The sequence below is a fragment of the Candidatus Poribacteria bacterium genome (genome assembly GCA_009839745.1).
Lineage (GTDB): Bacteria > Poribacteria > WGA-4E > WGA-4E > WGA-3G > WGA-3G.
In genome coordinates, this window is sequence record VXPE01000137.1 from 40802 (window position 1) to 55191 (window position 14390).

Here is a 14390-nt window from a genome sequence, read left to right on the forward strand (position 1 = left end):
TAGCCCTCAAATAAAAAATTGTCAAACAGAAAATCCAGTCCTTCCCCCAGTCCCAAAAGAAAAAAAATTGTGATAGTCGGTGCGGGTGTCATCGGAGCCGCCATCGCGTATCATCTGTCCCGCCGCAATAGTATCGCTGTAACGGTTCTGGAGCGCGAGGTTCCTGGTGCCGGGGCATCCGGACACTCTTTCGCGTGGGCAAACGCCTTCGGGAAAGAGCCGCGGGATTACCATACCCTCAACCGGCGTTCCTTGGATATGTGGTACCGCCTCGCACATCAACTGGATGCGGATATAGGTATCCACTATGGCGGCGAAATGCGGTGGGAAAACACGCCACAACGTGCGACACAACTCCGTCAACGCATCCAACAAATTCAGAAATGGGGTTACCCGTGTCGGCTCATCACGCGTGACGAGATGTTGGCATTTGAACCACACTTACACCCTGGCACTGTAGCAGCCGCATCCTTCTCAGAAGCCGATATACATGTTGAGACAGACAGATTCATCGAGGTGTGTCTCCAACGGGCATGCGAAAGTGGGGCGGTTGTGCATCCACAAACCAGCGTTACAGGGTTTGTGGTTCGTGAGGGGAGTATTGTTGCTGTCAAAACCGCTGATGCCGAATTTCCGTGCGAGGGTGTCGTTTTAGCGAGCGGTGTTCAGACGACTGAACTCGCCGCCTTCGCGCATGCACATATTCCGCAACAACGGAGTCCGGGGATCGTTATTGAGACAACCCCGTGTGCTAAAGTCCTAAACAACGTTGCAATCATCCACGCGCCTCCGACAGATGAGAACCATCAGCACCTCCACCTCCGGCAAATGGGTGACGGGAGTCTTAGAATCGGACAGGGGACCCAAGAAGGGATAAACCGTGATGATTCACAGCAGCACGCCGATGCCCTCCTCGCGCGTGCCAAGGCGTATTTGCCAACTATAGGGGACGCTGAAGCGATTCCAACACCGGTTGGCTATCGTCCAATGCCGCTTGATGGGTTTCCGGTCCTGGGGTTTACCGAGGCGGTGCAGAATCTGTATATCGCTTTAATGCACAGCGGTGTAACATTAGCACCTTTGGTGGGTGAAATGGCAAGCTTGGAAATTGCCGACAATGCAAGGGTGGATTGGTTCGCACCCTACCGACCCGAACGGTTTGGGTAGAGTGTCCCGTCCATCTCATACGCTTATAAATAACAGTTCAGACTTCATAGTGATCCCTGTACACCTTCACCAAATCCCCCTTCCGAAAACCCGGGACAGCCGTAGCACATTCCTGTGCCAAGCGTTCGTAATCAATCCCCATCAGCCGCGCCAAGACAGTCGGATTTTGTGCTTTTAAAAGCATCCACTGTTTATGCCGTTCGCACTGCTTTTCATCTATCTCTCTCCGAGAATAATCCTGCCATCCCTGACACGGCACAGCGAAATCAAACGGATTTTGGAAGACTTTCAAGGCGTCAGGTGTGTTGTTATACTGCCACATCTGAAAATCACGGTGTCGGGTTGGTAAGCGTTTATGTTGTCGCATGTCCAGATGGGCGCTTCTCAAACGGGTCCATATCTGGAACTCCGTATTTACCGCATAGGATTTACCGGTTGCGAGGTGGAACGCATCTCTTGGGAGTGGGAATTGACTAATAAACCGCATGCCCTCATCAAGCCGCTTGTGCGTGTCAAACTTTCGGAAATTGACGGGGACAATAAACGCCACGATATCCGCCAGATGGGCAGCATGGTTAAAGAAGTCTATCGCTAATTTTCCGCGCTTGCCGAAAGGTGGATTACCGATAACCGCGGTATCTCTGCGTGTAAACGGGAAATCGGTGACCTCAAAAAAGTCTTGGGATTTCACATCGCTACATTTCGGCACGAGATCTATGCCTAATCGTTTTTCCGGCGGTAAGAGTTTATAAAACGCACCAGTACCAGCGGCAGGCTCTACGAAAAAGAGGTCGCTGAGACTTCGGTTTAAGGTTGAAAGCGTCTCCGTGAAATGCTCCCAACATGCCCGCGCGACCTCTGATTTCGTATAAAATTGGTCTAATGAATGTTGCACGATTTTTGTAAATTATCGCAAAGTCAAGTCTCTCGAGGATGGATTACTCAAAGAGCACCAACTCGCCATCCTTGACAACCAGGATTTTCGGGTCGTAAACCGCATCCCCGTTAGCATCAAAAGAGAATTTGCCTAAAATTGTGTCAAAATCCCTGATACTTGCCAGCGCGTCTCGAATCGCAGCGGCATCGGTGGAGTGTGCCCTCTCGATCGCCTCCGCGAGAATATAAAATGCCGCATACGCGCGCGCCGCGTAATTGTTCGGTGCCATGCCGAATTGGGTGGTATAATTCTCTACGAACGCTTGATTTCCCGGTGTATTGACAGCAGCACCCCATCCGATAAAAGTCATCGCGCCCTCGGCGGCTACGCCTGCAACTCGCACATTGTCTGCTGTCAATGTCCGCACGATAAAGGGGGCGGATATACCGAGTGTGTGCCCTTGGATGAGGATGCCAGGCTTTTCTGGAGGTTGAGATGAAACAAAGATAACATCGGGATCCAGAGCCTGTATTCGGGTTAACTGTTCAGAAAAGTCGGTATCCCCACCTTGGAAGGTTTCAGTGGCGACCACTTCAATACCCCGTGCCTTGAGCACCTCCCGCACTGCCGCATCTCCATCTGTAGAGAAAAGATCGGTGTCATCATAGAGTGTCGCCACGCGTTGATAACCGAGGTGTGTCTGTGTTACTTCAATACCCCTGGGGATAAGTATATCTGTAGTCAGCGCGACGCGGAACACAAAATCTCCAATCGCGCTGAGACCCCGGGCAGCGGAGGTCGGACTGATTGCCACTACCTGATTCTCTTGTGCAATCGGAAAAACTTCCTTCGTGTGCGTTGAAGTAGTAGGTCCAAGGATAACAGATACCCTATCTTGATGAATCAGTTTATTGAAAGCAGCGACTGTGCCTTCTGTCGTGCCCTGACCGTCTTCGACGATAAGCTTGAGCTTGGCACCATTAGGGTGGGCAGCGTTAATCTCATCGAGTGCCAATTCAAAGCCTTGCAATATTGGGATGCCAAACGTGTCAGTGAGCCGACCCGTCAAGGGTAAGGCAACCCCTATGGCGATTTCTGCACTCCCTTCCGTCATCTGTGGTGTGGGAGGTTGAACAATCTGTGAAACCCGATCACACGCCGAAAGTCCCAGCATTAGCACGGGAACCGTGAATAGGTACGCGAATAATGTAAATCTTTTCGTATTCATGAAACTCCTTTACGAGCGCGAAGTGTTTATTGCTCTCGACTTTCTTAGTATATCACTTTTACTCTCAAAATCAAGTTGAAACCAATTCAACTCTATTCCTATATGCTTGATCAATTTCCTATTTCGTGGTATATTGTAGTGAATCCAAGCGTCAGAATGAGTAACTTCACATCAGACGGAGTAATATGACAACTGAAGCAAAATCACCCGTCCGCTGGGGGATCCTCAGCACAGCAAACATCGCAACAAAAGTCGCCCGTGCAATCCATTTCGCCGAAAACGCAGATTTAGTTGCAGTTGCGAGTCGAACAGAGGAACGCGCTGCAACATGGGCGCAGGAACACAATATTCCCACGGCTTACGGCACTTATGACGCGCTTCTCGCCGACGAATCGCTTGATGCCATCTACATCCCCTTACCCCCCTCACTTCACGCCGAATGGACAATCAAAGCCGCCGAACACGGCAAACACGTCCTCTGTGAGAAACCGCTCGCTGCAAACACCGATGAGGCGATCGCAATGGCAGATGCCTGTCGCCAAAACGGGGTACAACTCATGGACGGTGTGATGTGGGTTCACCATGAACGCACCACGGCGATGAAGAAGAAATTAGGGGACGGCACCCTCGGACGGCTCCGACGCGTGACAGCAGCGTTTACTTTCAATTGGGACACAATTCCTGTCGGGAATATCCGCGCAATGAAGGAGTTCGCAGGGGGCAGTCTCGGAGATTTAGGCTACTACTGTGTCCGCGCCATTCTCTGGGCATTCGAGGAGCTGCCGACACAGGTGTTCGCGACGGCGCGTTACAAAGTCGGCGTGGATTTTAATCTTGCGGGGATCCTCTGGTTCAGCGATGAACGCATCGCTACCTTAGATTGTGGGTTTGATACAGGACTTCGGAAGTGGTTTGAGGTCGCCGGCACACGGGCATCAATCGTTTGTGATGATTTCACCGTCCCGACTTCTGAAGACACTGCTCGGTTTTGGGTGCATGGACCAGATGGAAATGAACAAAACACGGTTGACGGGGGCATTCAGGAGGTCAAGATGATTGAAACATTCTCTCAGATTGTGCAATCCGGGAACCTTGAGACGCAGTGGTCCGAAGTGGCAGTAGACACAATGCGTGTTTGTGATGCCTTACTTGAATCAGATCGACGTAAAGAAATTGTTAAACTGTAACCTCAGTTGTAGCGCAAACTGTATGAAGTTTCAGAAAATATTTCGGTAATTCTGTATGTCCCCCGGCCCGGTAGGTGTGGTTTCCAACCGCACTGGATTCGTTTTAAAAATTACCGAATTAATAAATTAATCTTCATTTAGTTTGCGTAGCGATTGGCACAAACTAACAGTTTGTTCTACGAAACCCTTCATCGAATTTACATTGAACTGTAGGAAGAATTTCTATGAAAATTACAAATATTGAAACGTTTATTGTGGACGCTGGATGGCGTCCATGGACTTTTGTGAAGGTCGAAACCGACGAAGGTGTCACCGGCTACGGTGAATGTAGCGACGGCAGGAACCCTAACGGCGTGGTAGGGACTATCAAAGACTTTACACCACTGATGGTTGGACGAGATCCACGCGCTTACGAGATGCGATTTTGGGACATGATTCGCGGCTCTCGACAAAGCCCCGGCGGTATTGCGGCGAAAGCGATTGCCGGCATTGAGTGTGCCTTAGTGGATATTAAGGCGAAGGCGTTAGGAATCTCGGTTGTTGAGTTGTTCGGTGGTCCCACACGTGATGATGTCCGGGTCTATTGGTCGCACTGCGGTTCTTCCCGGGCACGCAACTATGAACTCATCGGGGTCCCACCCTTAAAAAGCATGGATTCCATCGCCGCCTTAGGGCGTGAAGTCGTCGAAAGGGGTTTCACTGCGCTCAAAACCAACGTCATTTTCCCCGGCGACACCGCATCTGTTCATTTCGGAGGCTTCGGGGGTGGACCCGGCACGACCGACGGAAACGTAACGTCTCAAGTGCTACGCCACATTGAAACCTTAATCGGCACTTTCAGGGAAGCCGTAGGTCCTGATGTCAGTATCAACCTCGATCTGAACTTTAACTTCAAGCCGGAAGCCTGCATGCGTATCGCCAAAGTCCTTGAGCAATTCGACATGTTATGGTTAGAAATTGATATGTACGACCACGAGGCTATCCGCCAAATCAAGGATTCCACGACCACGAAGATATGCACCGGCGAAAACCTCTATTACATGCGCGAGTACCTTCCCTACTTTGAGTGCCGTGCCGCCGATGTATTCATGATAGACGTGCCCTGGAACGGATTCGCACCCTCAAAGAAAATCGGGGACTTAGCAAACGTGTTCCAACTCAACGTCGCGCCCCACAACTACTACAGCCACCTTGCAACCCACATGAGTGCGAGCCTCTGTGCCGTGCTGCCCAACGTGCGAATCATGGAGATAGACATTGATGATGTCCCATGGAAAGACGATTTGACGACGCACGTTCCGGACATTACGGATGGCTACATGAAAATCCCGACACGTCCCGGATGGGGAACGGATCTCAACGAAGAGGTCGCCAAAGCACACCCCTGGCCCGATCGAAGAGGAGAATGGTAGAAAATGGCGGGTGGTATCACTGCAGGATAATTGTATCATCCGCGCTGTGAACAGGATGCGGACTCAGGTCGTAGTCGCCATCCAAGGAAATATCGTCAAGCAGGACGATCTCCCCAGACCTCGCCGACTGGTGAAGTCCGAACACCGTTTGGACAACGTGCAAGTTACCACGTCCATGTGTGATAGGCGTTTCTCCCGTACGTAGACACTCCTGAAAGTGAGTCATCACGTTTCCGAAGGCATCTGGAAACCACGTTCCCTCAATCGACGGTTTAATCTCACGCACTTCCGGTTCCGTGAGTTGAACCGTCATATCCTCGCTGTTTCCGTAGATTGCCCCTTTCGTCCCTTGGATGCGGATTTCCTCGTGTGGATGCTGTAAATTGCGTCCAGAATCGGCGAGAAACGCCCAGTTACACGAAAGCAAGCCTTGGACACCGCTCCGACTCTTGAAAAGCGCGACGGAAACGGCTTCTCCGTCCTCAATAGTGCGGTTATGTCCGTGTGCTTGGCAATAAACGCTCTCATATTCCCCGAACCATTTATGAATAAGTCCAATGTGATGCACCTGCATCGCTGGAATCAGATGGCGTTCAGGGAACTCCGTGTAGAACCCGTTGCAGGTTATTGAGGCATGGTAAATTTCGCCGAGATGCTCAGCAGTGATGTAGGGTTCAATCGCGAGGAAACCGGGAACAAAGCAGGAGTTCTGGTTCACCATCAGCTGCACGTTATGTCGCTCACAGATCTCCACCATTTCAACCGCTTGTTGCATCGACATTGAAAACGGTTTTTGACAGAGAATATGCTTACCAGCCGCAGCAGCGGCTTTGACGATAGGGGAACGGATCCACGGCTGCACTGCCATATCAACCACATCAACATCAGCATCCGCAATCAGATCAGCGATACGAGTATACCGCTGATCGATGTGAAATTGGTCTCCAACCTCGTTAAGCCGTCCAGCATCTTTATCACAGATTGCAGCAACGCGTAAACCTTGACGTTGATAACCCAGCAAATGCTGCTGTCCGATACCCAACCCAATCAAACCGATCCCGAATTCCTGCTTGCTTGTCATTGTATCGATTGTCCTCCAACGCACAACTGCGAGACGGTTAGATACCTAATCCTTCGTCAATTTCGCGTTGGTATGTATTAATGGATTCATCCAACATCTGATCTATTTGAACGATCTGTCCCGTTGCCCCCGACTCAAGCATCGCGTATGAAAGGGCAACAGACCGAGTCCCCTGATCGGCATCGACCTCAACCTCACTGTTTCCAGCGATGGCTTCAGCAAAGTCTCCATATTCAATGGCGATAATCTTCGGGTCAATTTGCGTAAACGGCAATTCATATTTCCACAACCGGTCTCCGCCAAAGAGATCTGTTGTGACGGCATCTAAACGAAAATCTGGAACGAGATCCAAGAGTCGCTCGTCATTAATCGTTTCCTGGCCGTTAATATTGAGGGTGATAATTCCGCCGCTCCGGTCGCCGGGGAGCGTCATAGAGCCTTGGGATCCGTGAATTTTCCGAAGCCAACCGCCTTCTCCCCATGCCCCGTGGTCCTCAATATATTGCCCCACAACCCCGCTTTTGAAAGTCAAGGTCGCATACGCCGCATCCTCTGCAGTCGCCTCGAATTCAGCAGGCATCTTACGTTGCCATTTCGTATACACCCCAGCAGGATTAGAGCCGGATTCACCCGTCACTGCCGCGGCGTTATACCGGATCGGTTCATGGAGTCGCGTCTGCGCATAGATTGTATCAATATCGCCAAGCAGATACTCGATCATGTCCGCATAGTGAACACCGACATCAAGTAATACACCACTTTGATCTTTCTGGTGTCGCCAGACGGAGATAGTCATACGGTTTGTGCCACCGATCGCCTGGTGAATGAGGAAACGAGGTTTGCCGATAACCTCTGCATCTATCAGCGCTTTTGCGAGCCGATTGATCGGGTCGCGCCGATAGTTTTCCGCAACGCTAAGAATCGCATCCGACGCATCGGCAGCACGACGAATCAGGTTACAGGCTCGAACGGTCAACCCCATCGGCTTTTCGACCATCGTGTGCCACCCACGCTCAAGCGTCTCAATAGCCACGGTGTGATGATACGGTGGCGTAGTCGTCACATCCACAGCATCTACGCCGACTGCAGCGAGCTCTTCTAGACTCCCAACAACAGCAGGTTTCTCTCCGAAACGTTCTTCTGCTTGCGAAGCGAGCGACTCGGCATTCGCGAGGACAGGATCACAAGCACCGACAAGGTTAAACCGCGTCCATCCTGCCCGATGCAGTTCCGCTAACCCGTACATGTGTCGGTGTCCCATACCGCCACATCCAACGATTGCTAATCTAATTTTATCCATGCTATCTCCCCGCAGCTGGCGCGCTTCGCGCCTTCTTTATTGATTAAGGATTCTTTCTAAACGCTTGAGATCCGTTTCCATTTGTGCCGCCTTATCACGATAATATTGGGCGCGGTTCATCACCTTCTTCGCATATCTTTTACCTCTGCTAATAAGGGGACCACGTATTTTCACTTTGGCGGGACCAACGTTGTATGCGCCGAGTGCCAAAGTCAAATTGTTCAAATGTTTTTTATAAAGCATCTTGAAATAAGTTAAACCCGCGTGCAAGTTTATGTTCGGATCAAATCGTTCATCTATCTTCGGATCACGGTTCGGTTTCCTTCTATTTTTGTACTGCGGCACCTTGAGTCCAAGGTCTCGTGCAGCACCAGGCATGAGCTGCATTAAGCCTGCTGCGCCGTTTTCCGACACGGCAAGCGGATTAAAGTTGGATTCCGTATGAATAATAGCAAGCATGAGTGCTACATCAATGTCGTATTCCCTCGCGATTTGGGCAGCTTTATAGGGACGAGCAGCCATCGGGCGCCCGCTTTCAGGCACTTCTTTGTTGACTGCTGACCGTGAAACAGGTTGGGGAAGACCGAAAGACATGCCTATCGAAGCGAGATGTCTATGCTCGAAATCGTGGTGATTCAAATATGTATAATGGAACTGCTTCCCCAATTGGTTCAGTGAAAACCCGACACTCCAAGATTGAGAAGGGGTTCCAGTGCCAAAGGTGAACATTGACCCGATGTGAGCCGCGATCGTTCTATTTCCGATTTCTACGCTTGTCCCAAAACATGGATGGATAATATCGAGTCGATTATGCCATCGGATAATCGGGTGAGGCGTTAGGACTGCACCGAGGGCAAGTTGCTGATCGAAAGTTTGCAATACCTGACCATCTCTATGTCGAATGGTTACGCCAGCAATGTCGCGTAATCGCATCCCCACAGCAAGGTAAGGGGTAAGTTCTGTGAGAACGCCAACATCATAATTTTGTGCCCAGAGACTGCCATAATAAGGTGCCCGGCTATACCCTGTGCTGGCACCCAGTTGAAAACTGCCGAACCGCCTCGCATAGGAGAACAGCGCTTGATTATTGCCGAGTTTGAAACTGCCAATCGGGTTCGCCGTATGTTCTACGAGAAATCGATCGTTGCGATTTAAATCAAGGAAATTTATACCAAATGTGCCAATATATTTGATAGGATAAGCGATGGAGATGGCACCTTGGGAGAGGTCGTAAATTAGGTTTCCACGCTCCAACGTGGCAAGTCCGGCGGGATTCCAGAGGGGACTTGTGGCATCGTCTGCACTGCTGATGAATGCGCCGCTCAACCCAAGTCCACGCGTGCCAACTTCGGGTCTCAGGTTAAAAGAATCTGATGATGTGTTTTCTTGACCCAGAAAATACGCTAATGAGAGAAAAACAATCGCTACGAGTAGCAAACCCCGTTTATGGTATAGTAATGTGATTCGTTGGATTTTCACTTCTGTCTTTGTACCTAATTTCAAAATGTAAATGGGGTCCTGTCGAAACACCCGTGTTCCCGGAAAGCCCAATTACCTTTCCCTTTGTGACAGTTTGCCCAACTCTTACTCTAATACCTGACAAATGCCCATACCATGTCGTAAAATCGCCCTCGTGTTCAATACCAATAACTTTACCATAGCCGTTTCTGCGACCAGCAAAAATCACCTTACCCGCCCTGGAGGCATATACGCGTGTGCCTGTAGCAGCACGAAAATCTATACCCTCATGAAGTTGGTAACGTCTCGTCACAGGATGATGACGGTAACCATACTTTGAGGTTACGACTAAAGGGACCCGAAGCGGATTTCCAAAACTTAGACTGTTATCTCGTTGAATACGGATTCTTGTGCCAATCTGGAGGCGACGCGGTGAAGTTATACCATTAATGCGCTGAAGGTCTTGCCAGTCAACGTTATGACGACTCGCAATACCAGACAACGTATCCCCGGCTTTAACCCGATACCAGATCCCTTCAACGGGTGCTCCAGGAATTAAAAGCTTTTTCCCAATCTGCAATGGATTCGTTGGTTGAATACTGTTAGCCTGAATAATCTTTTTCAGAGGTACTTTATATTTCCGAGAAATCCCCCACAATGTATCGCCTTTTTGCACCAAATGCTGTTGTCCGCTAGCACGCAATTCCATTCCAGAGATTACCACCATAGACATAACTACAATAAACGTACGAATCAATTTTCTCTTCATTTGATACCCTAAGACAAGGCAAAGCAGAGGCAAACTCTGTCAGCATGTCAAGCGTATCGGATACAACTATCGCTTGTTAGGACAGATTTTGTTTCTGCGAACTAATCTCTAACGGTTAGTAAAACCGTTTTTGTTTCCGAAATAATTTGGGTATCAGTATCAATTCCAGAGGCACCGACTGAAACAACTTCGCTAATCACAGTCACAATAAGTTGGATGACTTCAACTTGAGCGTTCGCCCCATTTAATGTTTGCGGAGCAGTCCAAGTAATTGGATTTTCGCTGGAGGCGGAAAGCTTCCCATACTTTGTAATATTCAGCCAGTTCAATGTGACACTGCTACCTCTAACTCCTTTGACGGAAGCAGCCAACTCCACCTCTTCACCGGGGTCCACCGTTTTCTTCGTAACGGTGACTTTTACGTCAAGATTGGCAATCTGCTCCGTCGTCTCCTCAGCGTTTAGGTTTCCTGTAAGTTCAACGACACCGTCGGTACTCCCACTACCCTCAGCGACCGCATCCCCTTCCGAAACAGGGTTGTTGAGGTTGCTCCCACCACAACTCGCGAAACTTAATACGAAACCCGTAAGGAGAATGTAAAAAGATATTGTAAGGAATCGAGATCCTTTCATGACACCACCTCTCTTCATATTTTAATCAATCGAAACGCTTATACGTTTTGAGACGAATACGACTACTGTTTCGTTTCCAAAAAACGAGTAGCAAAGAGAGTTGGTTACAAAAAATCAAACAGATTCAAAGATAGAATATGAGGCTGGAAGAATGATTCCAGCCGAATCGGTTCTTTACTGCTTTATGCTCTCTATTTCCTGACGCAGAAATGCAAGAATATCAGCGATCTCCTGGTCACTAAGGATGTCAGCGGCATAGAACGGCATAAGAGATCCGCCACCGCGAATTTTAGTAGCCCACCGCACCATTGTTTTATCAATATCGCGAGGGGCCCTGGAACGAACAAGTTGCGGACCAACCCCGGCTTTATTCGCCGCTGGATGGCAAACAATGCAGGCGCGTCCGAAAAGTTCCCAGCCCTTACTTGAATCCCCGCTCATAGCACCGATTTTCTCACCCGCTGCTTTTTTCGCATCGGCATCCAGCATTGCGATCTCAAATTCGGGACCTTTGTTGTCCCCAGAGATCACCTCAAAATAAGCCATGAGTGCTTCGGCATATTCTGCCGGGATAGCAGTGGGATTCACTTTATCGTGTGGGACTCGCTGTAAGAAGTGCTCATAACAGAAACCACCGCCACCAGCCGCACGTGCGAAATCCGCGCCTTTAATCATTCCACCTTTCGCTTCGCCGCGATGCGGCACACCCACGACACTGTGACCTGCTCGAATCAGACCGTCTGGATTTGCGATCTCATCGAAATCCGCGTGGCAGTTTGCACAGGAAAGCCCGGTCGCATAACCTGACCTATTACCTGGTTTAAGTGTTCCTTTAAAAGTTGGATCGTGGAAAAGTTCGCGCCCCAATTGCGCTTTGTCTGACATTTGGGCTTGGGTGAGAAGGATAAATCCTGCAATCAAAGCACCACAGAGACCAAATAAAACCAATTTACGCATCATGAATCTCCTTTCAAGATATGATGTCAAGTATCTTACTAAATATATAATTTATTGTCAACAGAAAAATGAGAAAACATAGTTTGCCCCGGATTGTGGGTTTATACACCCGCGATTTTCGGCGAAAAACACTTAAATTGGCTCTAAAACCGCAATATAGGGTAAATTTCGATACTGTTGTGCATAATCAAGACCATATCCAACCACGAAAGTATCTGGAATTTCAAAACCGATGTAATCAACAGCAATAGGCACCTGGCGTTGAGAAGGTTTATCAAGTAATGTACAAACCTTAACGGTTTTCGGATTCAGTGTCTGAAGATGTTCACAGAGAAACGTTAAAGTCCGACCAGTATCAACAATATCTTCTACAATGAGGACATGTCGCTCTGTGAGATAATTGCTACCACCACCAATGAGCTTTACTGTTGAAGGTCGTGTACTATCGTGGTAACTCATGAGTTGCACAAACTCAAAACGAAGTGCGACTTCTCTTGTTTGACTTTCATCCTGTGCCTTAAAGATAGCACGCGCAAGATCCGCAAAAAAGAGAACGCTGCCCCTAAGGACACCTAGCAGGACCAATTCCTTGTTCTCATAATCAGTTAATATCTGCGTACCGAGTTCACGAATGCGGTACTGAAGGCAGGATTCAGAAATGAGGACGGATTCAGGAGAAGGTTTAGTCGCTGACATAACGTAGGTGAAGATATTGCCGTGTGCCCGGATGAATCTTGAACGGTTCACTGGTGGTATAACCAACAATCCAGAGAACCTCATCGCCACAAACAAGCATTGGAATGCGCCCGCGTGCATCGCGAGGCACCTTGGCATCTATCATGAAATCCTTAATCTTTTTCCTTCCTTGCATACCATAAGGCTGAAATCGGTCGCCTTGCCGTCGATTGCGTATCGTAAGCGGAAAGGCTTCTGAAGGGAAATCTACGAACGCTCCCCTTACCTTTTCATAATCAAAAATTGCTTCAAATCTTCCATCTGGGAACGTCCGAACCTCACGGGACCGGATATCACCCAACTCAGCGGTAATTTCCGTATTTAAAGCAGCGATAAACGTTTTACCGGGAACAGTCAACGGATAAGCAAAACTCTCAATCGGAAGCCGTGATATGGAACTTGTGTTTACCTCAAAAATAAGATACTGATATACACGTCGGAATCGCACGTCGTTTGGAAGTGCCAATATAGCACTAGGGGCATCCCCTTCAATAAGATCCAGCATCGCTTCACAATGCGTAAAATAGAGATCACCCATATCCGCTAACATTTCAAAGAAACTCTGCCGAAGTACCCGTCTCTGGACTGCGATGTGAAACTGTTGAAACTTCGCTCTGTCCAACACGACACTTTTCGATGTTGCGAGTGCCTTAACCTGATCTGGGTCTCGAACACGGCAGGTCTCAAACGCCTCCTGCGCGACTGTGTCGAGGTATTCCGATTCGGCACCTAATACATCAGCAGTCCGGCTTAATCCGACTCTGATATTCGGATTATAGTCGCTTTCAAGCCTCGGTATTAACGCATGACGAATACGATTGCGGAGATAGCGGATATCCGTGTTCGTTGAATCATGCCGTGGCACTAACCCTTTGGAGGTCAGGAATGCTTCAATCTGTTGCCGTGTGAACCCCATGAGGGGTCGAATACTTTTGACGGCAAGTTTTGGCTTGCAAGTTGCGCCAAAAAATCTAAAATTCCTGACAGGGGTAATCCCTTTCAGTCCAGTAGAGCCGCTTCCGCGAATGAGGTTCATCAGAACCGTCTCGGCGGTGTCGTCCTGATGGTGTCCCAGAGCCACCTTGGTCGCACCGATGTGCGTGGAGACCTCCTCAAAAAATTGATACCGCGCTCTCCGAGCGGCTGTCTCCACAGAGACTTTCCATTGCTTTGCCAAACGAGCCACTTCAACACGCTCAAGGGTGCAAGGCAATTCTAAATGTGCTGCGTGCTGCTGGACAAAGTCTGCATCTGCATCAGCGTCCGGACGGAGGCAGTGATTTAAATGGGCGAGATGAAGTTGGCAGTCGAGTTGCGAGTGTAGGGCGTGCAAACCGTATAGGAGTGCAAGGGAATCCGCACCACCTGAGACTGCAACAAGCACTGTTTCGCCGTTCTTAATCATTGCGTGCCGCAAAATAAAGCGGTGCATCTGTCGCACAAAGTCGGCTGTCATGAGATATGCCTATTTTTGACGGTAGGGGTAGGTCTTGTGCCTACCCGCATATTACTTGCGAGTTGCGCCAAAAAGGCAATGCCGGTGCGGAGAGTCGAACTCCGGACAGCACGATTATGAGTCGTGTGCTC

General features: G+C 49.3%; 13 protein-coding genes. 3 read left to right on the plus strand and 10 right to left on the minus strand.

What is annotated here, in order from left to right; genetic code table 11:
* Positions 1-18: 18 nt before the first annotated feature.
* Positions 19-1167, plus strand: a complete 1149-nt coding sequence (locus F4X88_21575) for an FAD-binding oxidoreductase (protein ID MYA58875.1) — start codon at positions 19-21, stop codon at positions 1165-1167.
* A gap of 37 nt (positions 1168-1204) precedes the next feature.
* Here the strand turns inward: F4X88_21575 and F4X88_21580 are convergent, their stop codons facing one another.
* Both F4X88_21580 and F4X88_21585 read right to left on the minus strand, forming a co-directional pair.
* Complete coding sequence (locus F4X88_21580) at positions 1205-2062, minus strand: hypothetical protein (protein MYA58876.1); 858 nt, start codon at positions 2060-2062, stop codon at positions 1205-1207.
* Between the two features lie 43 nt (positions 2063-2105).
* Positions 2106-3272 (minus strand): ABC transporter substrate-binding protein, encoded by a 1167-nt coding sequence (locus F4X88_21585; GenBank protein ID MYA58877.1) that lies wholly within the window; start codon positions 3270-3272, stop codon positions 2106-2108.
* A gap of 185 nt (positions 3273-3457) precedes the next feature.
* Here F4X88_21585 and F4X88_21590 point away from each other — a divergent pair, with 185 nt between their 5' ends.
* Both F4X88_21590 and F4X88_21595 read left to right on the plus strand, forming a co-directional pair.
* Positions 3458-4459: a Gfo/Idh/MocA family oxidoreductase gene (locus tag F4X88_21590; protein MYA58878.1), complete on the plus strand. Its 1002-nt coding sequence runs from the start codon at positions 3458-3460 to the stop codon at positions 4457-4459.
* A gap of 224 nt (positions 4460-4683) precedes the next feature.
* Positions 4684-5871: a mandelate racemase/muconate lactonizing enzyme family protein gene (locus F4X88_21595; GenBank protein ID MYA58879.1), complete on the plus strand. Its 1188-nt coding sequence runs from the start codon at positions 4684-4686 to the stop codon at positions 5869-5871.
* Between the two features lie 16 nt (positions 5872-5887).
* Here F4X88_21595 and F4X88_21600 read toward each other — a convergent pair whose 3' ends face one another.
* The 8 genes from F4X88_21600 to tilS all read right to left on the minus strand — a co-directional run bounded on the left by F4X88_21600 (position 5888) and on the right by tilS (position 14259).
* On the minus strand, positions 5888-6952 hold the full coding sequence (locus F4X88_21600) for a Gfo/Idh/MocA family oxidoreductase (protein ID MYA58880.1): 1065 nt from the start codon (positions 6950-6952) through the stop codon (positions 5888-5890).
* 37 nt (positions 6953-6989) lie between these two features.
* The gene (locus F4X88_21605) at positions 6990-8252 is read right to left on the minus strand and encodes a Gfo/Idh/MocA family oxidoreductase (GenBank protein MYA58881.1); all 1263 of its coding nucleotides are present in this window, start codon (positions 8250-8252) and stop codon (positions 6990-6992) included.
* A gap of 36 nt (positions 8253-8288) precedes the next feature.
* Positions 8289-9731 carry a transglycosylase SLT domain-containing protein gene (locus F4X88_21610; GenBank protein ID MYA58882.1) on the minus strand — a complete coding sequence of 481 codons (1443 nt, stop codon included), beginning with the start codon at positions 9729-9731 and terminating at the stop codon, positions 8289-8291.
* Positions 9697-10479, minus strand: a complete 783-nt coding sequence (locus F4X88_21615; GenBank protein ID MYA58883.1) for a M23 family metallopeptidase — start codon at positions 10477-10479, stop codon at positions 9697-9699. The genes F4X88_21610 and F4X88_21615 overlap by 35 nt, the downstream gene beginning before the upstream one ends.
* Before the next feature lie 101 nt (positions 10480-10580).
* Positions 10581-11111, minus strand: coding sequence for a hypothetical protein (locus F4X88_21620; GenBank protein ID MYA58884.1), 531 nt, complete (start codon positions 11109-11111; stop codon positions 10581-10583).
* Between the two features lie 174 nt (positions 11112-11285).
* On the minus strand, positions 11286-12071 hold the full coding sequence (locus tag F4X88_21625) for a cytochrome c (protein MYA58885.1): 786 nt from the start codon (positions 12069-12071) through the stop codon (positions 11286-11288).
* Between the two features lie 129 nt (positions 12072-12200).
* A complete protein-coding gene (gene hpt, locus F4X88_21630) occupies positions 12201-12764 on the minus strand; it encodes a hypoxanthine phosphoribosyltransferase (protein ID MYA58886.1) in 564 nt (187 codons plus the stop codon).
* On the minus strand, positions 12751-14259 hold the full coding sequence (gene tilS, locus F4X88_21635) for a tRNA lysidine(34) synthetase TilS (GenBank protein ID MYA58887.1): 1509 nt from the start codon (positions 14257-14259) through the stop codon (positions 12751-12753). Before tilS ends, hpt begins: the two co-directional genes overlap by 14 nt.
* Positions 14260-14390 lie beyond the last annotated feature (131 nt).

What these genes read in the sequence shown, in the direction of transcription:
- F4X88_21625 (MYA58885.1), bottom strand. Translation starts at nt 12,071, where the DNA reads ATGATGCGTAAATTGGTTTTATTTGGTCTCTGTGGTGCTTTGATTGCA.
- F4X88_21605 (MYA58881.1), bottom strand. Translation starts at nt 8,252, where the DNA reads ATGGATAAAATTAGATTAGCAATCGTTGGATGTGGCGGTATGGGACAC.
- F4X88_21615 (MYA58883.1), bottom strand. Translation starts at nt 10,479, where the DNA reads ATGAAGAGAAAATTGATTCGTACGTTTATTGTAGTTATGTCTATGGTG.
- F4X88_21620 (MYA58884.1), bottom strand. Translation starts at nt 11,111, where the DNA reads ATGAAAGGATCTCGATTCCTTACAATATCTTTTTACATTCTCCTTACG.
- F4X88_21585 (MYA58877.1), bottom strand. Translation starts at nt 3,272, where the DNA reads ATGAATACGAAAAGATTTACATTATTCGCGTACCTATTCACGGTTCCC.
- F4X88_21600 (MYA58880.1), bottom strand. Translation starts at nt 6,952, where the DNA reads ATGACAAGCAAGCAGGAATTCGGGATCGGTTTGATTGGGTTGGGTATC.
- F4X88_21590 (MYA58878.1), top strand. Translation starts at nt 3,458, where the DNA reads ATGACAACTGAAGCAAAATCACCCGTCCGCTGGGGGATCCTCAGCACA.
- hpt (MYA58886.1), bottom strand. Translation starts at nt 12,764, where the DNA reads ATGTCAGCGACTAAACCTTCTCCTGAATCCGTCCTCATTTCTGAATCC.
- tilS (MYA58887.1), bottom strand. Translation starts at nt 14,259, where the DNA reads ATGACAGCCGACTTTGTGCGACAGATGCACCGCTTTATTTTGCGGCAC.
- F4X88_21595 (MYA58879.1), top strand. Translation starts at nt 4,684, where the DNA reads ATGAAAATTACAAATATTGAAACGTTTATTGTGGACGCTGGATGGCGT.